Origin of the sequence: Natrinema sp. H-ect4 (genome assembly GCF_041894845.1) — an archaeon.
GTDB lineage: Archaea > Halobacteriota > Halobacteria > Halobacteriales > Natrialbaceae > Natrinema.
This window is the reverse complement of the sequence record NZ_JBHDYC010000001.1, coordinates 194,915-216,737: the sequence shown is the minus strand read 5'-3', so window position 1 is coordinate 216,737 and position 21,823 is coordinate 194,915. Positions and strand designations below refer to the sequence as shown.

Annotated in this window: 24 protein-coding genes; 9 read left to right on the top strand and 15 right to left on the bottom strand. The window is 64.9% G+C overall.

Annotated features, from left to right (window positions below; genetic code table 11):
- Positions 1-38: 38 nt before the first annotated feature.
- The 10 genes from ACEWFR_RS01040 to ACEWFR_RS00995 all read right to left on the bottom strand — a co-directional run bounded on the left by ACEWFR_RS01040 (position 39) and on the right by ACEWFR_RS00995 (position 8,757).
- Positions 39-908, bottom strand: coding sequence for an alanyl-tRNA editing protein (locus ACEWFR_RS01040; protein ID WP_374059304.1), 870 nt, complete (start codon positions 906-908; stop codon positions 39-41).
- 72 nt (positions 909-980) lie between these two features.
- Positions 981-1,523, bottom strand: coding sequence for a multiprotein-bridging factor 1 family protein (locus ACEWFR_RS01035; protein ID WP_374059303.1), 543 nt, complete (start codon positions 1,521-1,523; stop codon positions 981-983).
- A gap of 118 nt (positions 1,524-1,641) precedes the next feature.
- Positions 1,642-2,964, bottom strand: a complete 1,323-nt coding sequence (locus ACEWFR_RS01030) for a J domain-containing protein (RefSeq protein WP_374059302.1) — start codon at positions 2,962-2,964, stop codon at positions 1,642-1,644.
- A 136-nt stretch (positions 2,965-3,100) separates the two neighbouring features.
- Complete coding sequence (dinB, locus tag ACEWFR_RS01025; protein WP_374059301.1) at positions 3,101-4,390, bottom strand: DNA polymerase IV; 1,290 nt, start codon at positions 4,388-4,390, stop codon at positions 3,101-3,103.
- A gap of 92 nt (positions 4,391-4,482) precedes the next feature.
- The gene (locus ACEWFR_RS01020) at positions 4,483-5,214 is read right to left on the bottom strand and encodes an N-acetyltransferase family protein (protein WP_374059300.1); all 732 of its coding nucleotides are present in this window, start codon (positions 5,212-5,214) and stop codon (positions 4,483-4,485) included.
- A gap of 129 nt (positions 5,215-5,343) precedes the next feature.
- Positions 5,344-5,826 carry a plastocyanin/azurin family copper-binding protein gene (locus ACEWFR_RS01015; protein ID WP_374059299.1) on the bottom strand — a complete coding sequence of 161 codons (483 nt, stop codon included), beginning with the start codon at positions 5,824-5,826 and terminating at the stop codon, positions 5,344-5,346.
- 63 nt (positions 5,827-5,889) lie between these two features.
- Positions 5,890-6,219 carry a transcription factor S gene (locus ACEWFR_RS01010; protein WP_098726624.1) on the bottom strand — a complete coding sequence of 110 codons (330 nt, stop codon included), beginning with the start codon at positions 6,217-6,219 and terminating at the stop codon, positions 5,890-5,892.
- Between the two features lie 57 nt (positions 6,220-6,276).
- Complete coding sequence (locus tag ACEWFR_RS01005; protein ID WP_374059298.1) at positions 6,277-6,981, bottom strand: hypothetical protein; 705 nt, start codon at positions 6,979-6,981, stop codon at positions 6,277-6,279.
- Positions 6,978-7,853 carry a hypothetical protein gene (locus ACEWFR_RS01000; RefSeq protein WP_374059297.1) on the bottom strand — a complete coding sequence of 292 codons (876 nt, stop codon included), beginning with the start codon at positions 7,851-7,853 and terminating at the stop codon, positions 6,978-6,980. The genes ACEWFR_RS01005 and ACEWFR_RS01000 overlap by 4 nt, the downstream gene beginning before the upstream one ends.
- A 67-nt stretch (positions 7,854-7,920) precedes the next feature.
- Complete coding sequence (locus ACEWFR_RS00995; RefSeq protein WP_374059296.1) at positions 7,921-8,757, bottom strand: RAD55 family ATPase; 837 nt, start codon at positions 8,755-8,757, stop codon at positions 7,921-7,923.
- Between the two features lie 109 nt (positions 8,758-8,866).
- Here ACEWFR_RS00995 and ACEWFR_RS00990 point away from each other — a divergent pair, with 109 nt between their 5' ends.
- Positions 8,867-9,526: a helix-turn-helix domain-containing protein gene (locus ACEWFR_RS00990; protein WP_374059295.1), complete on the top strand. Its 660-nt coding sequence runs from the start codon at positions 8,867-8,869 to the stop codon at positions 9,524-9,526.
- A gap of 90 nt (positions 9,527-9,616) precedes the next feature.
- Positions 9,617-10,006: a hypothetical protein gene (locus tag ACEWFR_RS00985; RefSeq protein ID WP_374059294.1), complete on the top strand. Its 390-nt coding sequence runs from the start codon at positions 9,617-9,619 to the stop codon at positions 10,004-10,006.
- A gap of 53 nt (positions 10,007-10,059) precedes the next feature.
- On the opposite strand, the gene ACEWFR_RS00980 is transcribed toward ACEWFR_RS00985, so the two are convergent.
- A complete protein-coding gene (locus tag ACEWFR_RS00980; RefSeq protein WP_374059293.1) occupies positions 10,060-11,037 on the bottom strand; it encodes a beta-ribofuranosylaminobenzene 5'-phosphate synthase family protein in 978 nt (325 codons plus the stop codon).
- 146 nt (positions 11,038-11,183) lie between these two features.
- On the opposite strand from ACEWFR_RS00980, the gene ACEWFR_RS00975 reads away from it, so the two are divergent.
- From ACEWFR_RS00975 to ACEWFR_RS00965, 3 genes are all read left to right on the top strand, one after another.
- Positions 11,184-11,891 (top strand): glycosyltransferase family 2 protein, encoded by a 708-nt coding sequence (locus tag ACEWFR_RS00975; RefSeq protein ID WP_374059292.1) that lies wholly within the window; start codon positions 11,184-11,186, stop codon positions 11,889-11,891.
- Positions 11,892-12,080: 189 nt separating this feature from the next.
- Entirely contained in the window at positions 12,081-13,808 is a 1,728-nt protein-coding gene (gene ilvD, locus ACEWFR_RS00970; RefSeq protein ID WP_374059291.1) for a dihydroxy-acid dehydratase, read from the top strand.
- Between the two features lie 122 nt (positions 13,809-13,930).
- The gene (locus ACEWFR_RS00965; protein WP_374059290.1) at positions 13,931-14,086 is read left to right on the top strand and encodes a hypothetical protein; all 156 of its coding nucleotides are present in this window, start codon (positions 13,931-13,933) and stop codon (positions 14,084-14,086) included.
- Between the two features lie 78 nt (positions 14,087-14,164).
- Here the strand turns inward: ACEWFR_RS00965 and ACEWFR_RS00960 are convergent, their stop codons facing one another.
- Together ACEWFR_RS00960 and ACEWFR_RS00955 are read right to left on the bottom strand one after the other, a co-directional pair.
- On the bottom strand, positions 14,165-14,596 hold the full coding sequence (locus tag ACEWFR_RS00960) for an adenylyltransferase/cytidyltransferase family protein (RefSeq protein WP_374059289.1): 432 nt from the start codon (positions 14,594-14,596) through the stop codon (positions 14,165-14,167).
- Between the two features lie 100 nt (positions 14,597-14,696).
- Positions 14,697-15,194, bottom strand: coding sequence for a Mov34/MPN/PAD-1 family protein (locus ACEWFR_RS00955; RefSeq protein WP_374059288.1), 498 nt, complete (start codon positions 15,192-15,194; stop codon positions 14,697-14,699).
- Positions 15,195-15,384: 190 nt separating this feature from the next.
- On the opposite strand from ACEWFR_RS00955, the gene ACEWFR_RS00950 reads away from it, so the two are divergent.
- Positions 15,385-17,289 (top strand): DHH family phosphoesterase, encoded by a 1,905-nt coding sequence (locus tag ACEWFR_RS00950; RefSeq protein ID WP_374059287.1) that lies wholly within the window; start codon positions 15,385-15,387, stop codon positions 17,287-17,289.
- 431 nt (positions 17,290-17,720) lie between these two features.
- Here the strand turns inward: ACEWFR_RS00950 and ACEWFR_RS00945 are convergent, their stop codons facing one another.
- Positions 17,721-18,044 carry a hypothetical protein gene (locus ACEWFR_RS00945; protein ID WP_180841645.1) on the bottom strand — a complete coding sequence of 108 codons (324 nt, stop codon included), beginning with the start codon at positions 18,042-18,044 and terminating at the stop codon, positions 17,721-17,723.
- Positions 18,045-18,169: 125 nt separating this feature from the next.
- Between ACEWFR_RS00945 and ACEWFR_RS00940 the strand changes: the two genes are divergently transcribed.
- The 3 genes from ACEWFR_RS00940 (at position 18,170) to ACEWFR_RS00930 (ending at position 21,180) form a co-directional block, all read left to right on the top strand.
- Complete coding sequence (locus ACEWFR_RS00940) at positions 18,170-19,102, top strand: A/G-specific adenine glycosylase (RefSeq protein ID WP_374059286.1); 933 nt, start codon at positions 18,170-18,172, stop codon at positions 19,100-19,102.
- A 379-nt stretch (positions 19,103-19,481) separates the two neighbouring features.
- Positions 19,482-20,180 carry a helix-turn-helix domain-containing protein gene (locus ACEWFR_RS00935; protein ID WP_374059285.1) on the top strand — a complete coding sequence of 233 codons (699 nt, stop codon included), beginning with the start codon at positions 19,482-19,484 and terminating at the stop codon, positions 20,178-20,180.
- Positions 20,181-20,610: 430 nt separating this feature from the next.
- Positions 20,611-21,180 (top strand): hypothetical protein, encoded by a 570-nt coding sequence (locus ACEWFR_RS00930; protein WP_374059284.1) that lies wholly within the window; start codon positions 20,611-20,613, stop codon positions 21,178-21,180.
- A gap of 97 nt (positions 21,181-21,277) precedes the next feature.
- Here the strand turns inward: ACEWFR_RS00930 and ACEWFR_RS00925 are convergent, their stop codons facing one another.
- Entirely contained in the window at positions 21,278-21,727 is a 450-nt protein-coding gene (locus ACEWFR_RS00925; protein WP_374059606.1) for a hypothetical protein, read from the bottom strand.
- Positions 21,728-21,823: the final 96 nt, after the last annotated feature.

Here is a 21,823-nt window from a genome sequence, read left to right as displayed (position 1 = left end):
CTCGTCCACTCGAGCGAGAATCGCTGACCGCCGTCACCTCACGCCCGCTCGAGTTCGTCGCTCACGTCCTCGAGGTCGACGTCTAGCGCCGCGGTCGCAGCGAAGGCGGCCCGTTTCTCGGCCGTTCGGCGGTTGATCGCCTGCGGACCGACGGCGAACTCGATCCGGCAGACTCCCGCCGACGGACTCGAGTGGCCCAACACGGTGACGGGGCCGACCTCGCGGGTGTTCCGGACGTGAGTGCCGCCGCAGGCCGTCACGTCCCACGGATCCGTCGAGCCGGTCATCCCGGAGAGCCGATTCCCGCTTCGGTTGTCGGTTTCGTCCTCGATCGTGACCACTCGGACCCGGCCCTTCTCGACGGCACCCGCGTCGGCCTCGGCGTCGAACGCGAGCATATCGCGCTCGCGCGCCTCCGAGACCGGGGCGTCGTCCCACGATACCGGCCGCGACTCCCAGATGACGCGGTTGACCGTTTCGTCCAGTTCGATCAGCGTCTCGTCGTCGACGGTCGCGTTCGTTTCGAGGTCGACCCGGACCGTCTCCGGGCCGATATCCAGGCCGGCATACGAGCCGTCCTCGAGCAGCCGCCGCGCGGCCCCCGCGAGGATGTGGCTGGCGGTGTGAGCTCGCATGCAGTACATTCGGAACGACCAGTCGACCGAACACAGCACGCGGTGGCCCGGTCGAAACGATGGCTCCTCGGCCAGCATGTGAACCTGCTCGCCGTCAACCAGTTCGACGTCGGTCACGGCGATATCTCCGATAGTCCCGCGATCGGACGGCTGGCCGCCGCTCGCCCCGTAGAAGTGACTCCGCTCGAGCCAGACCCGCCGCCCGTCGATCGACATCACTTCGGTCTCGAACCGCGTGGCGTACGGCTCCGCCGCCGCCCGTTGCCCGGTCATCGGTTGGAATCTGTCGTCCGCCACTAAAAGTCTGCTCGCCGAGCGCGTCAGCGAATTCGGATACGTGATCGATTACTCGGCGAGCGTCACGTCCAGTCGCTCCTCGAGGGCCTCGATCAGGCCGCCGCCGACGCCGGCCTGCGTCGCGCGTCCCTGTTCGACGGCGAGGAGGTCTTTCTCCGGTGCGCCGAGTTCGTCGGCGAGTTCCTCGCGTTGGAGACCGGCGTCCCGTCGGGCCTCGACGAGCGTCTCGCCGTAGTCCGAGACGAGATACGGGAGCTGATCGTCGTCGTAGTTGGTTCCCTCGCTCTCCCAGTGTTCGGAGTCGCCGTCCCAGACCGGGTTCGCCTTCGCGACGTTCTGGGCCGCCTTCTGCGTGCGGCTGGGTCCGTCGCTCGAGCTCCCGCCGCTCGAGCCGCTCCCGCTCGAGTTGCCGCCGCCCCGGTTCCGATCCCGGCCGTGAGTCTGCGAATCGTCGTGTGGCGCGCAGTCCGGACAGACCTCGAGTTCGGCTCCGGCGACCGTCGCGAGCCTGAGCGAGTTGCTCTCGGCACCGCAGAGTTCGCAGTTCGTCCCGCCACCGCCGCCGGACGAACCGGTCGAGTATTTGGCCATGCGACACATTGGCTACTGGCGCATTTTAACCGTTCGGTACGGGGGATGGCAGAGGGTACCGGCTCGACAGCAGTCACTCGAGGGGATTTGTTCGAAGGAATTCGTTCGGGACCGGAACTCAACGGCCGAAGTGTTTCCGGACGGTCGTCCGCAGGGGCAGCGCCAGTCCGCCGAGCAGCGGCAGGATCACGAACGCGGCGAGATCGACGGGAAGCGTGGCGCCACCGGCCGCCGCAGCGCCGAAGCCGGCGGCCGGCGCGAGCACGGGAACCACGTACACATACGACGGTGCCCAGCCGGGCAAGCGCTTCGTGTGGCGGATGATCACGGCGAACAGGAGCGGCATGAGCACCGCCCCCGCGAGCAGGGGACCGCCGATCAGCGTCGTCGTGGCCGCCACCGCGAGGGCGACGACGATCGTCTCGTTGATCGTCACTGCCCCCCATGTCTCCTCCCGGCGGACGGCGCGGGTCACGAGCAGGGCACTCAGCGAGAGCGCGACGACACCGGCCAGTGCGCCGTACCACAGCGTCTGCTCGAGCGGCGGTGTCACGAACTCGACGCCCCCGACGAACGTCGTCACCGTCTCGATTCCGTGACGCCCCTCCGAAAGCAGCGACCAGATCTCCGATGGATCCGCGCCCGTCGCGCGGACATCGGCCCAGAGTGATTCGAGTGGATCGGCGTTCTCGAGCGCGAAGTGTCCGAGACCAACGGTGTAGACGATTACGGACAGCCAGATCAACGGCAGCGAGAAGTTCTGTCGCCGCCACCAGCGAACGAGCGGATTGGGAGTCGTCGGTTCCGATCGAGAGCCGGACGCAGTTCCAGTTCCGCTCGACTGGCCGGTTCCGTGAGCCGTTCCACCGGCTCGACCCGTCGTCCCCGAGGCGCCCTCACCGGGAGTTCCCGTCCCCGTTCCGGCCCCGGTTCCCGTCGCACTGCTGGCCCCGGTCGCGCTTGAGGTGCTTCCGGCGGTCCCGGCCGAGGCCGCGCCGGCCGCCGATGTCGCCCCGGTAGCACCCGCTGTTGTCGACGACCGACTCGAGCTCGTTCCGCTCGACCCGGCCGTCTCGGAGCCGGCCGTCGCCGACGACGCGGTCGACGCGGAGGCGGATTCCGTCTCCGATTCCGAATAGCTCAGCTCCGTCCCGTCTGCCGTCTCCTCGTCCTCGTCGCTCTGCCAGACGTCGGGCGAGGGGAGGCCGCTAGTCCGTTTCGCGACGTAGTCCCTGTGACCGAGCCGATCGTAGGCCTGGCGCTCGACCGGATCGCCGAGAATATCGTAGGCCGTCTTGACCGCGGTGAACTGGGCCTGCGCGCGGTCGTCGTCATTCAGGTCGGGGTGATAGACCCGGACCTGTTCGCGGTACGCGTCCTTGATCTCGTCCTGGGAGGCATCGGAGGAGATCTCGAGAAGGTCGTAAAAATCATCTGTCATGTGAGCGTGGAGATGGTATCGTCTGTGAGTGGGATTGTGGGGGAGGGGTTATAATTTCAGTGTTCTTTCCGGTTTCCGTCCGAATCATCCTCACTCGAGTACCGTGGGTATTTCGGCCGTTGCCACGAGCGCCGGCTTACGAGAAATCCGCGAGCGACGACTGCCCGGCTGACGGGTCGTCGCCGGCTGGTTCCGGGTCCGATTCCGGTTCCTCATCGGATAACCCGTCGCCCGCGTCGGTCTCGAACCCGTCCCCGCTCCGCTCCCAGCTCTCGAGGCTGGCCTGATCGGCGGCGACGAACTCGAGGTTGGCCACCCGAACGCCGAGTTTGCGCACGGGATCGGACTCGAACTCGGTGAACAGGTCTCGAGCGATGCGGTCGACGAGCTCCGGGTCGTCGACCGGCCCGGAGAGGGATCGTTCGCGCGTGTTGATGTCATATGGCGGCGTAACGGCTTTGACGCCGATGGTCCGGTACAGCGCCCCTTCCCGCTGTGCGCGATCCGCGACGGCAGCCGCGAGGGTGTCGATCAGTTCGTACTTCGGATCGGGCGCTTCGACGGGCTCGGCGAACGCGGATTCCCGAGAGAAGCTCTTGGGGTCGCCTTTCGGCTCGACTCGGCGATCGTCCTCCCCGCGGGCACGATCGTACAGTTCCCGACCGCGCTCGCCGAATCGTTCGACCAGCGGCTCGGGATCGGTCGCGGCGACGTCACCCGCCGTCTCGAGGCCCATCTCCCGAAGCTCGCGGGCGGTCACGGGGCCGACGCCATGGAGCAGGTCGACCTCGAGCGGCGCGAGAAACTCCCGGATTTCGCCGGGTTCGACGACTGTGAGCCCGTCGGGTTTGTCGAAATCGCTGGCGATCTTGGCTGTGCTCATCGTCGGAGCGACGCCGACGCTGACGGTGACGCCGATCTCCCGGCGGATGCGGTCCCTAATGTGGCGGGCGAAGCCGTCCGCAACCTCCCAGGCGGTGCGTTCGGTCACGTCGAGGTACGCCTCGTCGATACTGACCTCGCGGACCGTGTCGGCGCACTCGTGGAGGATCTCCCGGACCTCACTTGCGACCGACTCGTAGTAGTCCATGTCGACGGACCGGTAGTAGCCGGTCTCCTCCCGCTCGACGTCGTCGTCCGTTTCGCCGGCCTCGTACGCCGTGCGTCTGGGGAGGCGCTCGAGGGCTGTCGAGATGGCCTGGGCGCTCTCGACGCCGAACTCGCGGGCCTCGTAGCTTGCGGTGGCGACCGCACCGATGGTGTCTCCCTCCTCGTAACCCATTCCGACGACGAGGGGTTCGCCACGGAGGTCGGGCTCGCGCAGTCGCTCGCAGGAGGCGTAGAAGCAGTCGGCGTCGACGTGGCAGACGATACGATCCTCGTCGTCCTCGCCGTCGACGCCCGGGAGCCGCGGCCCATCAGACATACGTCTACCGGTGGATTCGTCCGGACCGATGTGAACGTTGCGTCCCGATTCGAGGGCCGGGGGACAGGCCGTGCTCGGTCACGGTAGCAACGTTACAGTTCGTAGGCCATCATCACTTCGTCGACGTACTCGCCGTCGATCGTGTAGTGGTCCTTCCGGATCGCCTCCGTATTCCAGCCGTGAGCCGTGAGGAACTCGAGTGCGGTCTCGTTGATGACGGGGATGCTGTTGTAGAGTTTCCGATACCCGTTCGCTTCGGCCCATTCGACCCCTCGCTGGAGGAGCGTGCTGCCGATCCCGTGCCCCCGATAGGTGTCGCGAACGCCAACTGTCTGTCGGGCGACTTCACGAACCGGATCGACCTGCTGAAGATCGAGGTGGGTCCACCCGATGACATCCCCGTCGACAGTCGCGACGAAGAACCGCCGGGACTGCACCGCGTTGTGTCTGGTAACGGCGGTTTCATACAGGAGTTGCTCGGCGATCGTCTCGGCGACGACGTAGGTCTCTTCGGCCGTAACGTCTCGGATCGTCTCGATGAGACCATCGAAGTCCCGCTGACGACCGGGGCGAACGGTGACGGTAAACTCGTCCAATTCGTGCTTTTCGATGGCACCGAACTCGAGTGCGATCCGGAGCGTTCCGTTCTCCTCTTCGAGGTAGCCGTCCGATTTCAGTTGCTCGAGACACGTTCGAAACTCTTCGGACGGGAGGGAGACAATGTCCGGTAGTTTGCGTCGTTCGGCGGTCCCGTGCCGTTCGACGTACTCGTAAATGCGCCTGCTGGCATCGGAGGCGAACGCCGGCTGTTCTCTCGCGTCCATACGGACAGTACGGGCCACTCTCGCTTATTCCTTGTTCATTGGCAACCCATCACATTCAAATCGGGCCGGTCACAGTTGGCCTCGGTACGAACCACCGACGATCCAGCCGCAAAACCGCGTCTCGACCGACTATTCCGCCGGCGGTTCGGGGAACTCCACCAAGAGCCGTTTGCTCTCGGGCATGAGATCGTCCCAGCTGATGGATCCCTGCTCCGCGATCGTCGCGGGCTTCAGCATCGGATCGTCGTATACCAGTGCTGCGGTAAGCGCCGGGGGGCGAAGCTCTATCTCACCGCCTTCGGTCTCGACGGTCCCCTCCGGGCCGAACTCCGCGGTCGGTTCCCCGACGACGATCCGCATCACCATGCCGAAGATCTCGTGGGGCGCACAGAGCACGTCGTAGACGCCCGGTTCGTCGAAGCGGTACAGCCAGAACGCGTCCGTTCCAAGTACCGGCGAGGAAAACGGCGGGATGCCCTCCGGAACGCGACGCTGGCGACCGAGCCCTGGATGGTACGCGGTGACGGTGTGATCCGGCGTCGCGAGATTGAATCGCACGACGTCTCCGGTCTCGACGAAGCGTCCCGTCGGCTCGAAGTAGAACTCTGGCACCGGTCGCCCCTCCTGCGGGCGCGTTACCAGACGAATTGCGGAATTAGTGCTCGAGTCACGGAATCAGTTGTACTCCCGCCAGCGGTATCCACACTCGGTACACTTGAAAAAGCGCGTCGGCGGCTCATCGGCCGAGGCGGTCTGCTTGAGCGTGTACCACGCCTCCTCGGCACCGCACTCGTCGCAGATGATGTCCGTCGCCTTCGGTTTCCCCTCGAAGTTGGCCTCCTCGCTGGATTCGATCACCTCGCCGTCGGTCTGTGACTCCGTCGTGACAAACGCGTCTTCCTGCTCGCGGTCACGTTCGCTCGAGGCCCCGCAGTCGTCGTTCGTACAGACCATGCGGTCGCCGCGGGCTTTCATCATCGAACCGCAGTCGTCGCAAAACTGCATGATGGATGGCTACGAACTGGGCACGCAAAAAGACACCACTTCACTCGAGCCGCGTCGTCAGTGCCGGTTTTCGAGCGCTTCGTCCTCGAGGACGAACGGACAGTCCGCAACCCGGAACGTCTGCATCGTCGTGACGGCGAGGATATCGGTTCCGTCGCGAGTACAGTCGACATCGGGTGGCTCGGTGAAGTGCTCGCAGCCCTGGCAGTACGAGCGCTTCTCGACCTCCCGTATTTCCCGCTCAGCCAGCCGGATCGCACCACCCGGCTCGGCCGAGTCGGACGACTCGCCCGTCCCGCTCGAGTCGGCTGTCTCGGTCGTGTCATTTGTCCCGCTCGACCCGTCTTTCCCGCTCGACCCGTCTTCCCCGACCGACCCGTCTTTCCCGCTCGATCCGTCTCCAGCAGCCGATTCGCCCGCACCGCTTGACTCTTCCATACGATCGGCCTCGAGTCGCTCCCAGAGCCGGTCGCCGTCGATATCGGCGGCGTCGTGTCGATCGAACAGGTCGTCGAAATCGGGCGTCCTCGAGCGCTCGCGGCCGTCGTCGGAGACCGTCGCGGCGAGATCCTCGAGCGGATCCGATCGGCCGTTCGCGTCCTCGCCGTCGTCGTCCGGCTGGTTACCCTCTTTGCCGCCATCGACCGTTTGAGACCCGTCGTCATCGGCGTCGATCATCGGACTCTCAGTCTCGTCGTGGATGAATTCCGTTCCGGTCGCGTCGTCGCCGTCACCCTCGTCACGTCTCGCGTCGTCGGTCATCGGTCGGTCGCTCCGGAGTCGGTCTCGGTCATATCGGTCCCGTCTCCGTCGTCACGGTTCCTCATTTCGGATTCCGCCTCCGACTCGATCGCCTCGAAGACCGCGTCGGTCGTCGAGCCTGCCGGATCCTCGATGTGGCCTTCGAGTGCCGGCGGCTCATCGGTCTCGAGCCGGTGGGAGCCGAAGATCGACGAGCGTTTCACGACGTCCGAAAACCGACTTTTGCAGTGAGGACACGCGGGGGCGGTCAACAGCGCGAGGTCGACGCTCGAGCCACAGTCGGCACAGGTCGCCGTTCGAACGCCTAGTTGGTTCGCCACACGCTGGAGTCGCTCGGTCGCCGCTCGCTGCCGCCGTTCGTCCGCGATCGCATCCCGCTGCTCTCGAAGTTCGATCACCGCCCGCGCGAGCAGCGTCGATCTATCCTCGAGTTCGTCGGTGTCTTCGAGGAGTCCCTCGAGAATCGTCTCGTAGTTATCGAACCCGCGATCGACGGTTTCCTCGAGCGCGGCGAGATCGTCGCGAACCGCCGCGAGATCGTCAGCAGTCGCGGCGGTGGGGTGGTCGTGATCGATCGGTGCCTTTCCGTCGGTCTCCCGTTTGACCTGAATCACACGGGAGCGGACGTCCTCGAGGAGGTCCGTGAACTCCTCGCGCTGGGTCTCGAGCCGGCGCCGGACGGCCGACAGCTCGTCTGGGTCAGCAACCGCCAGGTCGTCGTCCGTCGCGGCGGTGTGCGCTGCCGTCAGCAGCCGGCGACAGACCTCGTCTCGGCTCTCGTCGCGTCGAGCCGCCTCAGTAGTCAGCCAGTCGTCGACGTCGGCGGGCAACGGAAACGAGATATCGCCCTCGTCGTGGTCCTGGCTCGACATCAGCTCCTAGTAGGGCGATCGGTCGGATAAGCGTTGGTCCGAACTCAGTTGCTGAGTCGGCCGACCGCTACCGAATTTTCCTGACGTTGCTGATATCGAACCCGCCGTCGTGGATCTCGGTCTCGAACCTGACGATGTCCTCGTCCTCGAGCCGGGAGAGCACGCCGCGGAACTGCTCGACGACGAGCGTGCGCGCTCGCTCCGAGCCGCCGCTCTCCCACTCGAATAGCAGCGTGCCGTCGGTGGCTTCCTTGATTCGGCCGAGCTCCGTGGGCTCGAGGAGATCCGAGTTGATGAGCAACAAAATCACGCCGCCCCAGCGATGTGAGGCTCGTTTGAGCCCCTTCAGCAGGACGGTCAGGTCCGACAGCCCGAGCCGGTCGTCGGCCACCGCGATGAGGTCGGTCAGCGAGTCGATCACGACGAGGTTGCCCGTCGCGTGCTCGGTCAGGTACTCGCCCAGCGCTTCGAGGACGTCGGTTCGTTCGTTGTGCGAGCCGAGTTCGGTGATGTCGGCCATCCCCTCGGCATACCAGGCGGTCGGAACCGGCGTCAGCTGGAAGTACTCCTCGGCGAGTTCGACGAACGAGACGTCGTCCGTCCCCGCCCGGACGAGTTCCTCGTCCATGACGAACTCCATCTCGCTGACGATGGCGCTTCGTTCGTCCGTAAACGAGACGTAGTGGACGGCCTCGGGGACCGTCGTCTCCGGCTCGAGGTCGCCGTAGTAGAGGTCGAACAGTTCGGGATCGGCGTCGACGAGCCCGTTCATCGCGGCGCTCGTGTAACAGAACTCTCGCGCCCCGGCACCGGATTCGCCGGCCAGGAGGACGACGCTCCCGGTCGGTGCACCGCCGCCGATCGTTCGGTCGAGCCGTGAGATTCCGAGCGGCATCCGCTCCATACGAGTCCGTTCGGACGGACCGAGTTACCTGTTGTGGCAGTTTCGGGCGGAGAGCGGATCGAGCCGACCGGCCCCCATCAGCAAAGCCAGTAGGGCGCGTACCGGTCGTATGGCTATCATCGCCGAAATATCGATCGAGGCCGACGAGTTTCTCCTCGGCCAGATTATCGCCGAGTACCCCGGCCTCTCCGTCGAGATTGAACGCGTCGTCCCCGCGGCCAAGCGGGTCATGCCGTACATCTGGGGGTACGGATCGGATCTGCAATCGTTCGAAATCGCCATGAGCGAGAGCCCGAACGTCAGATCGATCACCGCCCTCGATGAGTACGACGACCGGGCGCTGTACAAGATCGAGTGGGAGGATCCGGCCGAACAGCTGATTACCGGCATCGCGCAGACGGACGCGACGATCCTCGAGGCACACAGCGACGAGGAGTGGCTCTTTCGGATCCGCTTCGAGGAACACGCGGGGCTCGCGCGTTTCAATCAGTACTGTACCGAGCACGATATCGCGTACCGGCTCAATCGCGTCTCGTCGCTGGCCGACATCGACGCTAACGGAGACGACTACGGGCTCACGGAGGCCCAGTACGAAGCGGTCTCGCTGGCCGTCGAGCGGGGCTATTTCAAAGTCCCACGCGAGGTGGAGTACGAGGAACTCGCCGACGAACTGGGAGTCTCGGTGCAGGCGTTCTCGGAACGGGTGCGTCGCGGGGTGGACAAAGTGCTTCAGGCCGTTTTCCTCCGCCCGGATTCGCGAAATTCGTAACGCGATAGTCAGAGACGCCATTACTACTGAGATAAAGGTCATGAGTAGCCCGGCCGGCAGGCTATCGTGGTCCCAAACCACTGATCGAGCATGGTAGAACGACTCCGGCTCGAGCAGGTAGACTCACCCGAATTCCTCGACACGATACACGCGCTGTTGGCCGATTCGACGCGGCGGAACGCGCTCCGGTACCTGACGACGCACAGCGGCCCGGTGTCCGTCTACCGACTGACGACCGAACTCGCGGCGGTCGAGTACCGAATACCGACGACCGACGTTCGGCCGGAACAACGACAGGATATCGATCTCCTCCTCCGGCACGCACACCTACCAGTGCTTCGCGATGCGGGCCTGCTCGAGTGGGATCGAGACCGCGATCTGGTTTCGCTGACGTCGCTGCTGGATCACCTGTCGGTAACGATTCCGAACCCGCACAACGTGCTCGATATTTCGGTTTCCACCCGTCCGGAACTGTCCTGAGTGCACTCACGTTCAAACCGGGGATCCGTTGATATCTCGGAACGCCTGCTCCGTTAATCGTCGAATCCGTACCGAGCCCCGCCCTCCGCTGGCTCCGCGAGAATAACCCGGCCCTCGAGCCCGTGGTCGGCGAGTGCGTCCTCAGCCGCGGCTTCGGCCTCGTCGGCGTGTCCGGTATCGGTCACGCCGTAGACGACCGGTCCCCACGACGACTGGCCGACGCCGGAGAGGACCTGACACTCCTCGAGCGCTTCGACGAGTTCGCCCGCGGGCGGCCGAAAGACGCCGCCCTGCGCGTCGGCGTACCAGGCACCGTTTTTCCGGCCGATTTCGGCGACGGCCTCGCCGAACGGCTCGAGTCGACCCGCGGCTGCGGCCGGCAGCAGTTTTCGGGTGACGACGCCGGCGATCTCGTCGGCGATCGCTGGATCGGCTCGCTCGACGACCGCACGCATGCTCGCGTCCTCGTCGTCGCCGCTGCGGCCGGGATCCGCGTCGGGGATGACGACGAGGAATCGCCAGTCAGCGGGCAGGTCGTGGCGGGCGACGACCGGCGGCACCGTCCAGTCGCCTTCCGCCGGCGGCTCGGTCGTAAAGCGGTTCGTCGGGTGACCGGCGTCGACGGCGAACCCGCCGCTCTCGAAGGTCGCAACGCCGACCCCGCTGCGACCGCCCCGCCCCATCGCCGGCGCGCGGGCCCGAACTCGAGGCTCGAGGCCGTGGGCCCGCGCGGTCGCCGCGAGGACGGCCAGCGCGATCTGTGTCCCGCTACCGAGGCCGACGTGGCGCGGTAGGGACTCCTCGGCGTCGATCGCGACGCCGGTGACGTCGAGGATGTCGACAGCGCGGCTCGCGTACGTCCGGACGAGCGGATCGTCGGCCTGGACGGTCGGGACCGGCTCGGCCGTGACGGTCACCCGGGGCTCCGCAAGGCCGACGCCGATACCGCCGTAGAGCCGCTCGCGAGCGAGCGAGAGGTTCTGAAAGCCGACGTGGAGTCGCGCACCCGCGCTGACGGTCGCGGTCGCCATGATGATATCCACCGCTACGAAAGCCCTCGGGAAGGGGGTTTCGACGGTGGCAACGACTGGGACCGTCGCGACAGTGTCACCGCTGCCCACGCGGTCGAGTCGACGGGACACAGCGGTTATGTCGTTGCCGCCGACAGTCACCGACGATGCGGACAGTCGACGCGTCCGTCGTCGTTCCCGCCCGTGACGAGGGTGCACGAATCGAGCGAACGCTGGACTCGCTGGCCGCCCAGCGGTTCAACGGGAGTCTCGAGGTGATCACCGTCGCGAGCGGTGCGGAGACGCTTCGTGTCGCTCGAGCACATCCGGCCGTCGATCGGGTGCTCGCCGACGACCGCAGGGAGGGGCCCGGGGCGGCCAGAAATCGCGGTGTAGCGGGCGCCAGCGGGGATGTCCTCCTGTTCACGGACGCCGATACTGTCGTCCCGCCGTCGTGGGTTCGCCGCCATTACCGCCACTACGCCACCCCCGAGGTCGTCGGCGTCGGCGGACCGCTCCGGCCCCTCGAGAACGGACTCCGTCACCGGGCGTGCTTTCGCGTGCTCTCGGACTGGTGGTATCGCGCGTGTTGGCCGGTCGGCTTCGTCCAGCAGCCGGGATGTAACTGCAGCGTGCGACGGACGACGTTCGAGGCGATCGGCGGCTTCGACGACTCCCTGGGATACCTCGAGGACACCGACCTCTCGTTGCGACTGCGCCGCGAGGGGACCGTCGCGTACGACCATACCTGTCCCGTCGATACGTCGACTCGACGGCAAGAGCGGGTCGGCTACGGACGGCTCTGCTGGACGTATCTCGTCGGCTACCTCGAGTACGCACTGCCCGGTCTGTCGCCGACTCGAGAGTACTTTTAGCCTCTGCGGCGACCGTTACTGACGCGGGAGTCGGTCGGAACGCGGGCACCGATGCGACTGATTCGGCCGGTCCGAGCAATCCGAACGATGACCCCCACCAACGAACCGAATCGATTCGGTGGAACCGAATCACCACGAACGATTGACCGAGAAAGGACAACTTATGCCCCTTCGACGCAAGATCCGACCATGAGCAGCGACGACGAGTTCGACTACGGAAAGGACGAGCGGCTACGGAGCCGCGAAGTGACGGAGGGACCGGACAAGGCCCCACACCGCGCGATGTTCCGCGCCATGGGGTTTGACGACGAGGACTTCGGCGCGCCGATGATTGGCGTCCCGAATCCGGCGGCCGACATCACGCCGTGTAACGTCCACCTGGACGACGTCGCCGACGCGGCGCTCGAGGGCGTCGACGAGGCCGGCGGGATGCCCATCGAGTTCGGGACGATCACCATCTCCGACGCCATCTCGATGGGGACCGAGGGGATGAAGGCCTCGCTGATCTCCCGGGAACTCATCGCCGACTCCGTCGAACTCGTCTCCTTCGGCGAGCGCATGGACGGACTGGTCACCATCGGCGGCTGTGACAAGAACATGCCCGGAATGATGATGGCCTCGATCCGAACGGACCTTCCCTCCGTCTTCCTATACGGCGGCTCCATCATGCCCGGCGAGCACGAGGGCCGAGAGATCACCGTCCAGAACCTCTTCGAGGGCGTCGGCGCCGTCGCCGACGGCGAGATGGAAAGCGATGAACTCGACGAGATGGAGCGCAACGCCTGTCCCGGCGCTGGCTCCTGTGGTGGGATGTTCACCGCCAACACGATGGCCTCGATCTCCGAGGCGCTCGGGTTCGCACCTTTGGGCAGTGCCGGTCCGCTCGCCGAGGACGAAGCGCGCTACGAGGTCGCCCGCGAGGCCGGCGAACTCGCCGTCGAGGTCGTCGAGGAACAGCGCAAACCCTCCGACTTCCTCAGCAAGGACTCGTTCGAAAACGCCATCGCGTTGCAGGTCGCCATCGGCGGCTCGACCAACGCCGTCCTCCACCTGCTGGCGATGGCCGCCGAAGCCGGCGTCGACCTCTCCATCGAGGAGTTCGACGAGATCAGCCGGCGGACGCCGAAGATCGCAAACCTGCAGCCCGGCGGCACGCGGGTCATGCAGGACCTCCACGAGGTCGGCGGCGTCCCAGTTGTTCTGAACGCTCTCTACGAGGCAGACCTGCTCCACGGCGACGCGCTCACGGTCACGGGGAACACGATCGGCGAGGAACTCGAGGCGCTCGACCCGCCGGCGATCGGAGACATCGACGCCGACTTCCTCTACACCGTCGACGAGCCGAAGGACGAGCAGGGTGCCATTCGGATCCTGACGGGGAACCTCGCGCCCGGCGGCTCGGTCCTCAAGGTCACGGGCGACGACGAGCTCCACCACGAAGGACCCGTCCGCGTCTTCGAGGACGAGGAAAACGCCATGGCGTACGTCCAAGAGGGACGCGTCGAGAGCGGCGACGTGATCGTCATCCGCAACGAGGGGCCACAGGGCGGGCCCGGCATGCGTGAGATGCTGGGCGTCACGAGCGCGGTCGCCGGTCAGGGCCACGCCGAGGACGTCGCGCTCATCACCGACGGGCGCTTCTCCGGCGCGACGCGCGGATTCTCGATTGGCCATGTCGCCCCCGAAGCGTTCGCCGGCGGCCCCATCGGTCTCATCGAGGACGGCGACGTGATCACCATCGACATCGCCGACCGAACCCTTGCGGTCGACGTCAGCGACGAGGAACTCGAGGCGCGCCGCGAGGAGTGGGACCGGCCCGAACCCAACTACGAGACCGGCGTCCTGGCGAAGTTCGGTCGTGACTTCGGGTCGGCCGCCAACGGTGCCGTGACCAACCCCGGCGTCAAAGAGGACTGATCGGGGGACGTGCCCGGCCGGTCGCATCGGTTCACCCGCCCGGGTGACGGTTTCGCCACTCCCTTCGCTTTCCTGCACGAGTCTTTCCCGCCTTTGTGATCGACTACCAGCTAGACCGACCGATGAGGAAGTACTGCCTCGAGTGTGACTGGCAGATCAGCACCGACGACGGCTACACTGAAGCGGAGGTCTCGGAAAAGGCGATCGAACACTTCGTGGAGACGGGACACACGGTCGATTCGCTCCGGCTCCCGCCGCCGGTCATCCTCGAAAACTGAACGGGACCAGCACACCGGCCGCGACTCGAGACGGCCGTCTCCGTTCGATCGGACGACCGATTCCGCTCGAGCGACCGCTTACGCGCGTCGTTCGAGGATCCGATCGATGATCAGTCGAGTCGAGAGCAGTTGCTCGTCGTCGGTCGATTCCAGCGCGCTCGCCCGGCGGACCGAACAGCCGATCCCGCGGCGCTCGAGTTCGGCCGCGATGGCCTCGTCGTCGTGGTGCTGGTCGTGGCCGAGCGCGATCACGTCGGGATCGATCTCTTCGATCGGGACGAAGATGTCCTCCTCGTGGCCGAGTATCGCTTCGTCGACGGCCTCGAGCGCGCCGACGACGTCCCGCCGTTGCGTCGCGGGGCAGATCGGCGCCTCCTTGTGGTCGACGTTCGCCTTGCGGGCGACGATGACGTACAGTTCATCGCCCATTGCGGCGGCCGCCTCGAGGTAGTGGACGTGGCCGGGATGGAGGATGTCGAACGTTCCCTGGGCGATGACTGTCCGCGTCATCGCCCCATCGCCCCCCGTTCGGCGGCGGGCGCCTTCCGTGTCGATCCCGTCGTAATCGGTGCAGTAGTCACTGATAGCATCGTCTCGAGTATAGCGGGTCTCATCGTCGAAGTTCCTCGTCGATATCCGCCTGCGTGAAATCGAAGAAGTCCTCGGTCTCGGGGAGGTCGACGTCGATCACGGTGAGTTGGGTCGGCTCGCCCTGCGAATCGAACGCCTTCCAGTCCGTTTGGCGATAGGGCGCACCGATGATGACGTGAACACTCCCGCGACCGAACGTGTCCAGATCCGCGTTGCTCGGGCGGATCACGCCGTTGGGATGGGAGTGAATGCTCCCCAATGCCTTCACGTCGTTGGGAATCTGGTTCGTCTTGACAGTCGCGCTGACGCTGTTGGACTCGGTGCCGGGCACCACGAGGATATCCGTGATGACAAGGCCCTCCCGATCCAGGTCCAGGTGCTCGGCCTCAGTCCCCCGGAGAAACCCCATGTACTCGTTCGGGTGGGTCGCCTCCGAGGACTCGAGGGCGAACTCGAGGGTCTCCTCGGCGATACCGAGGATCTCGCTCGAGCGGAACAGCGCGTCGAACAGCCCCATACACCCACCTGCGGCCTTGCGGTTGCTAAACGTTCCGATGCGCCCGTTCGCCTCGACCCTCCAGTATACTCCTATTCGTCGACCGGAATCCCATCTTTCGGAACGAGGCCGTCGCGCTCGGCTACCGACTCGAGTCGACATCCCCTCTTGACAAGGGTTATACGCGACCACCCCCAAACTGCAACTCAAGATGACGCGTGACTCCGCCGGGGAACCCGGCGCAGACGACGGGGATTCCGTCGTTTACGATCTCGCTCCCGATTGTACCGCTGACGACGTTGAGACCGGTCGCTCCTATCTCGCCGAGATCAACGGCATCGTCGACTACGGCGTCTTCGTCGATCTCTCCGACTCAGTCTCCGGACTCGTCCACGAATCTGTTCTCGAGGGCACCTACGGCGTCGGCGACGAACTCGTCGTCACACTCGAAAGCATCCGCGAGAACGGTGACCTCGCCTTCGAGCCGGTCGACATCGACGACTACGCGCTCGAGACGGTCTCTCACGACTACTCCCTGACCGGAACCGACCGTCTCGAGGCGACCGTGGGCGAACAGATCCACCTCGAGGGCGTCGTGACGCAGGTCAAACAGACCGGCGGGCCGACGATTTTCCACGTCGCCGACGAGAACGGCGTCGTTCCCTGCGCCGCCTTCGAGGAGGCCGGCGTCCGCGCCTACCCCACTATCGAAGTCGGCGACGTCGTCCGCGTGACGGGAACGCCGGAACACCGCGAAGGCTCGGTCCAGATCGAGGTCGACGGCCTCTCGAAACTCGAGGACGAGGACGCCGCCGAGGCTCGCGACCGCCTTGAGGTCGCCCTCGAAGCCCGCGCCGAACCCCACGATGTTGACCCGCTGATCGACTGGCCGGCGTTCGAGAAACTTCGGCCCGACCTCGAGGAAGTCGCCCAACTGCTCCGCCGGACGGTGCTCGAGGGGCGTCCGATCCGCGTGCGCCACCACGCTGACGGCGACGGCATGTGCGCCGCCGTCCCCGTCCAGATCGCGCTCCAGCGGTTCATCGCCGAGGTTCACGAGGACGCGAACGCGCCGCGCCACCTCATCAAGCGCCTCCCCGCGAAGGCTCCCTTCTACGAGATGGAAGACGCCACCCGAGACCTGAACTTCGCGCTCGAGGACCGCGAGAAACACGGCCAGCAACTGCCGCTCCTCCTCATGCTGGACAACGGCTCGACGGCCGAGGACGTGCCAGCCTACGAGACGCTGGCCCACTACGACATCCCGATCGTCACGGTCGACCACCACCACCCCGATCCGGACGCGGTCGAGGACCTGCTCGACGCCCACGTCAATCCGTACCTCCACGACGAGGACTACCGAATCACGACGGGGATGCTCTGCGTCGAACTCGCGCGGATGATCTACCCCGATCTGGGCGACGAACTCCGCCACGTCCCTGCCGTCGCCGGACTCTCGGATCGATCAAAGGCCGACGCGATGGACGACTACATCGATCTCGCCGCCGAGGAGGGGTACGACGAGGACCGTCTCCAGAACGTCAGCGAGGCGCTGGATTACGCCGCCTTCTGGCTGCGCTATAACTCCGGCGACCAACTGATTCAGGACCTACTGCAGGTCGACAGCGACGATGAACAGCGCCACCGCGACCTCGTCGATTTCTTCGCCGATCGCGGTCGCGAGGAAGTCGACGAGCAACTCGACGCCGCGATGCCCCATCTCGAGCACGAGACGCTCGCAAACGGTGCCCACCTCTACCGGATCGATGTCGAGAACTACGCCCACCGCTTTACCTACCCCGCGCCGGGGAAGACCACCGGCGAGATCCACGACCGCAAGATCGAGGAGACCGGCGACCCGGTCATTACGGTCGGCTACGGCCCGGACTTCGCCGTCCTGCGCTCCGATGGCGTTCGACTGGACATTCCGAACATGGTCTCGGAACTCGAGGCCGAAATCGCGGGCGGCGGCGTCTCCGGCGGCGGCCACCTCGTCGTCGGCTCGATCAAGTTCGTCACCGGCAAGCGCGAGGAAGTGATCGACGCCTTAGTCGAGAAGATGGCCGAGGCCGACATCGACGAAGCGCTCTCGAGCGCGGCTCCCATCGACGACTGAGACGGACTGCTGTCAGTCGGTGACGGTGCAATCGTCGGACGGTCGCCGTTGCGCCGGGAACCCGGTACAACGATCGGGACGCGGCGACGCTTGAGCAACGAAGCGACACGGGAAAAGCAGTCGGCGGTCGGTTTTCGGTTCGATTCTCTCGACAGCAGTGATCGCTTTAGTCAGCGCCGTGACGCGGCGTGTAGCCGCAATCGTCACAAGCGAGCGAGTCGTAGCGAGTCGCAAGTGTCCCCGAACAGTCCGGGCATTGATATTCAGTTTCGAGCGAACGTTGACTTATTGCCATACATAAATCGAAGAACTGGACGTGTATAAGCTCGCCTATTATGACGGTTGAATAATACAATGGGACTAGAACGCATAGTAATACACCTCGAACCGGTATCGCAGAGCGGAGATCGGTCGCAAGCGGGATACGGCCGTCAGAACTGGTAGCGTCGCTCGTCGTCCATTGACGGATACTGATCCGCACCAGTCATCTCCTCGAACGTCATTCCGGAGAGATACTCGTCGTAGGTCACGTCGTAGGCCGACCGCAGCTGGAAGTCGAGTTTCCCGGTGTCGACGGTCGACTGAAAGAGCATGTGGATCGCCCGGCGAACCAGTTCGTCCGTCTCCTCGGGTTCGAGGGCTGTCTCGAGCAGTGCGAGTTCGTTGCGCGTTTCGCGATCCAGCGAGACGGTGAGGTCGTCGCCGATACCGGTGTAGGAGTCCGTCACTTCGTCGGTGAGATCATCGAGGCTCATAGGGGAGAGGACTCGAGCGCGTCGGATAGACCTTTCGTGGTCGGTCTGGTGGGACCTGTTTTGCGGACACAGTCGAGTCGGTCCGGACCGCCACCAGTAAGGTGTCGCAGTCGCTAGCGGAACCGATGAGTGATGCTGAGGCATCGACCAACGAGTGGGCGTTGCCCGACGACCCGGCGGCCGTTCGCGAGGCGCTGATCGGGTGGTACGAGGACGACCACCGCGATTTCCCGTGGCGGCGAACCAACGATCCCTACGAAATCCTCGTCAGCGAGGTGATGAGCCAGCAGACCCAACTGGGCCGCGTCGTCGAGGCCTGGGAGGAATTTCTCGAGCGCTGGCCGACGACCGCCGAACTGGCGGACGCCGATCGCGCCGATGTCGTGGGCTTCTGGACGGACCACAGTCTCGGGTACAACAACCGGGCGAAGTATCTCCACGAGGCCGCCGGTCAGGTTCAGGAGGAGTACGACGGCGGCTTCCCCGAAACGCCCGAGGAACTGCAGGAACTGATGGGCGTCGGTCCGTACACCGCCAACGCGGTCGCGAGCTTCGCCTTTAACGACGGCGACGCCGTCGTCGACACGAACGTCAAGCGCGTCCTCTACCGCGCCTTCGACGTGCCGGACGACGACGCAGTCTTCGAGGAAGCCGCGAGCGAACTCATGCCCGACGACAAATCTCGAGTCTGGAACAACGCGATCATGGAACTCGGCGGCGTCGCCTGCGAGCAGACACCCCGCTGTGACGAGGCGGGCTGTCCGTGGCGCGAGTGGTGTGGGGCCTACGCGACCGGTGACTTTACCGCGCCCGACGTGCCCACGCAGCCGAGTTTCGAGGGGAGCCGCCGGCAGTTTCGCGGCCGCGTGATCGCCACTCTCCGAGAGTACGACGAACTCGACGTGGATACCCTCGGTCACCGCATTCGCGTCGACTACACCCCCGACGGCGAGTACGGACGGGAGTGGCTCGAGGGGATAGTAACCGATCTCGAGGCGGACGGACTGGTCGAGTTCGATTGCGACGGAGACACTCCTATCGCACGGCTTCGGCGGTAGAACGCGCCTCACGTGAAGAATAACGCCGAACGGCCTGCATTCCCTGTCGGCCAGAGTTTCCCGTTGGCCGGGTGGAACGACGATTCCCTCATACTTGTAGCTACTCGAGAATTACAGGAACTGAGAACGCTCTCGGAATCCGCCTCGATTCCGTTCGGCCGTTTCATCGGCCCGAAAATTCGGCACTGAGGCGGTGGTCCTCGTCTCGCGAATCGGGCGTGACGATCGTAAAATCGACTGATTACACGCGGATCCCCCACAACAGCAACTAATTAGCGGATTGGAGAGTCCGACGGAAGCGATAGTCATCGGAATTGGGTGGCGGGAAAGGCTACCGGAAACCAAACCCGTCTATACGTCTTCGTGGTGGACTTCGGTGATGACCACAGTCGTCGAACTCGAGATTCCGGCTGCGCGACTCGGCTTCGCCCGGACGTTCGATCGAGTGTCGACGTTCGAGTTTCAGGTCGGCGGGATGATCGGTGGGTCGTCGCCGCTCGTCTGGACGAACGGCCCGGACCGCGAGACGGTCGAGCAGGCGCTCGAGGCAGATCCGTCGGTCGACGTGATCGCGAGCATCGCCGACGACGCTGATGAGTCCGCGGCGGACGACGGAGTGACGCCCGGCCAGAACGATCGCTGGTTGTTCCGACTTGAGTTCGGAGACGGCGTGAAACTGCTCGAACAGATCGTCACCGAGACCGACGGCGCGATCCTGACGGCTCGAGGAGCGAACGGGCGGTGGATGCTGAAGTTACTGTTCGACGATCGGGAATCGGTGTCGACGTGTCACGAGTTGTTTGAGCAATACGAGTACCAGGCCGTCGTCACCCGAATTAGCGGTATCGACGATCTCGCGAGCGCGCAAACACCCCTGACCGAAACGCAGTACGAGACGATCTGCAAGGCGCACGAACTCGGCTACTTCGACATCCCGAGGGGGGTGACGCTCAAGGAGTTGGCCGCGGAGCTCGACGTCTCACATCAGGCGCTCTCGGAACGACTCCGGCGGAGTCACGCCGCTCTCGTCAGCGCGGAACTGTCCGAGCGAACTGCACCGATGGAGATAGATCCCTAATTGGTCCGTCCGTTGCTCGAGTATACGACTGCGGTGAATGCATCATCCCGTACCGACAGTATTGTTGCTGTATCCAAATCCTGACCTTATTTCTCGTGATGGTTTCATTCTGAGTTACTTATCGGCGTATTTGTCCCAATAGGTAGCTTTAATATTGGACAGTAAGATACTAGGATGTCGGCGTGATGCCGACCGGCCGAAACACCGAGAAGCGCTGTGACGCCGGTAGATCACCCGTGCTCAAGGTAGATCACCCGTGCTCAATTACGACGCGCGGTCATTCGTGGCTGTGTGACCGCGCTGGTACCGGATCCGTGACGGGTCGTCTCACGACCCACACACTGTTTCCGTCGCCGAACGACCGATCCTGCAGGTCAACGAGTGAATAGTTTTATCTGTTGAACGATAATACTGTCAGTCGTGAATTCGAGTGGTCGAACGCAGCCAGACGGATGCCGTCAGTAAATCACCGCACGCATCCGATGCCGTCGACGGTCCAGCTGATCTCTCACTCGACGATATTTATCACCTTCTGCAGACGAAGCGCCGTCGGGACGTGCTCCGGTACCTCCACGAAGAGGGCGGACGGGTCCGGTTGCGAGACCTCTCTGAACAGGTCGCCGCCTGGGAGCAAGAGACAGCGATCGAAAACCTGAGTTCCAACGAGCGCCAGCGGGTCTACATTTCGCTGTATCAATCTCACCTGCCGAAACTCGACAATCACGGAATCGTCACGTACGACAAAGACCGCGGTTGGGTCGAGCCAACGCCACTCGTGGCACGGCTGCGTCCCTATCTCGAGCCCCCGCATCAGGCCCCGTCATCCGAACTGTGGCCGCGACGGTACGCGGCGACAATCGCCCTCTGTGGGCTGCTTCTCGGGATGATCGCGGCGGGGATCGTTCCGGTTTCCGGACTCGTCGGTGCGGGACTCGTTCTCGTCGCGTTTGCCACCGTGACGGGAATACACGCGTGGTCGACCGGTGTGTTCCGCCGATAACGCCTCGGCGGGGACGTTCCGCCGATACCGTCTCGGCGGGGACGTTCCGACGATACCGCTCCGGTGTTCTCCGAGCGCGATAGTCGAGCGACGACCGTCAATCGACGCGGGACGGTGCAATCGCGTTCGTTTCACGGGACCGCTCGAGGAGCCGGTGGACGTGGAACGCGACCGAAAAGTCCTGCGGGCTGGGAAGCGCGCAGGCGAGCCAGCCGATGGTCGCGGCGGCGACGATCGGCGTGTCGCTCGTCACGTAGCCGGCGGCGGCCAGTCCGAAAGCCGGAATCGCGAGGAGGGCGGGTGCGAGTGCAGCGAGGCGCAGCGCCCAGGGCGATTCGTTCCCGGTCGGCCGAGGATAGACGGCGGCCCACGGACGGGTCGTTACCAGCGCGACGATCCCGTCGGGGCGGCCGGGGAAATAGGAGACGGAGTACTCGACGCGAGCGAGTCGAAGGACCGTCGCGTGTGCCCACTCGTGGGCCACCAGACCGATCGCGACCGCGAGGGCGAGCGCACAGCCAGCAACCACCACGTTTGTGCCGATCATAGGATGCGTGAGATGCATACCATGGCTGGTGCCTCCATAGCGGAGGCGTCTCACGCGTCCGAGTCGAGGAGCTTCCGGTGGAAGGCCCTCCGGCTG

Bases quoted from the DNA above. Each gene is read 5' to 3' on its own strand.
- ACEWFR_RS00985 (WP_374059294.1), top strand. From the start codon at position 9,617: ATGGTAGAACGACTCCGGCTCGAGCAGGTAGACTCACCCGAATTCCTC.
- ACEWFR_RS00960 (WP_374059289.1), bottom strand. From the start codon at position 14,596: ATGACGCGGACAGTCATCGCCCAGGGAACGTTCGACATCCTCCATCCC.
- ilvD (WP_374059291.1), top strand. From the start codon at position 12,081: ATGAGCAGCGACGACGAGTTCGACTACGGAAAGGACGAGCGGCTACGG.
- ACEWFR_RS01005 (WP_374059298.1), bottom strand. From the start codon at position 6,981: ATGACCGACGACGCGAGACGTGACGAGGGTGACGGCGACGACGCGACC.
- ACEWFR_RS00990 (WP_374059295.1), top strand. From the start codon at position 8,867: ATGGCTATCATCGCCGAAATATCGATCGAGGCCGACGAGTTTCTCCTC.
- ACEWFR_RS00995 (WP_374059296.1), bottom strand. From the start codon at position 8,757: ATGGAGCGGATGCCGCTCGGAATCTCACGGCTCGACCGAACGATCGGC.
- ACEWFR_RS00975 (WP_374059292.1), top strand. From the start codon at position 11,184: ATGCGGACAGTCGACGCGTCCGTCGTCGTTCCCGCCCGTGACGAGGGT.
- ACEWFR_RS01030 (WP_374059302.1), bottom strand. From the start codon at position 2,964: ATGACAGATGATTTTTACGACCTTCTCGAGATCTCCTCCGATGCCTCC.
- dinB (WP_374059301.1), bottom strand. From the start codon at position 4,390: ATGTCTGATGGGCCGCGGCTCCCGGGCGTCGACGGCGAGGACGACGAG.
- ACEWFR_RS00925 (WP_374059606.1), bottom strand. From the start codon at position 21,727: ATGATCGGCACAAACGTGGTGGTTGCTGGCTGTGCGCTCGCCCTCGCG.
- ACEWFR_RS00950 (WP_374059287.1), top strand. From the start codon at position 15,385: ATGACGCGTGACTCCGCCGGGGAACCCGGCGCAGACGACGGGGATTCC.
- ACEWFR_RS00935 (WP_374059285.1), top strand. From the start codon at position 19,482: ATGACCACAGTCGTCGAACTCGAGATTCCGGCTGCGCGACTCGGCTTC.
- ACEWFR_RS01020 (WP_374059300.1), bottom strand. From the start codon at position 5,214: ATGGACGCGAGAGAACAGCCGGCGTTCGCCTCCGATGCCAGCAGGCGC.
- ACEWFR_RS01000 (WP_374059297.1), bottom strand. From the start codon at position 7,853: ATGTCGAGCCAGGACCACGACGAGGGCGATATCTCGTTTCCGTTGCCC.
- ACEWFR_RS01035 (WP_374059303.1), bottom strand. From the start codon at position 1,523: ATGGCCAAATACTCGACCGGTTCGTCCGGCGGCGGTGGCGGGACGAAC.
- ACEWFR_RS01010 (WP_098726624.1), bottom strand. From the start codon at position 6,219: ATGCAGTTTTGCGACGACTGCGGTTCGATGATGAAAGCCCGCGGCGAC.
- ACEWFR_RS00965 (WP_374059290.1), top strand. From the start codon at position 13,931: ATGAGGAAGTACTGCCTCGAGTGTGACTGGCAGATCAGCACCGACGAC.
- ACEWFR_RS00945 (WP_180841645.1), bottom strand. From the start codon at position 18,044: ATGAGCCTCGATGATCTCACCGACGAAGTGACGGACTCCTACACCGGT.
- ACEWFR_RS01040 (WP_374059304.1), bottom strand. From the start codon at position 908: ATGACCGGGCAACGGGCGGCGGCGGAGCCGTACGCCACGCGGTTCGAG.
- ACEWFR_RS00940 (WP_374059286.1), top strand. From the start codon at position 18,170: ATGAGTGATGCTGAGGCATCGACCAACGAGTGGGCGTTGCCCGACGAC.
- ACEWFR_RS00980 (WP_374059293.1), bottom strand. From the start codon at position 11,037: ATGGCGACCGCGACCGTCAGCGCGGGTGCGCGACTCCACGTCGGCTTT.
- ACEWFR_RS00955 (WP_374059288.1), bottom strand. From the start codon at position 15,194: ATGGGGCTGTTCGACGCGCTGTTCCGCTCGAGCGAGATCCTCGGTATC.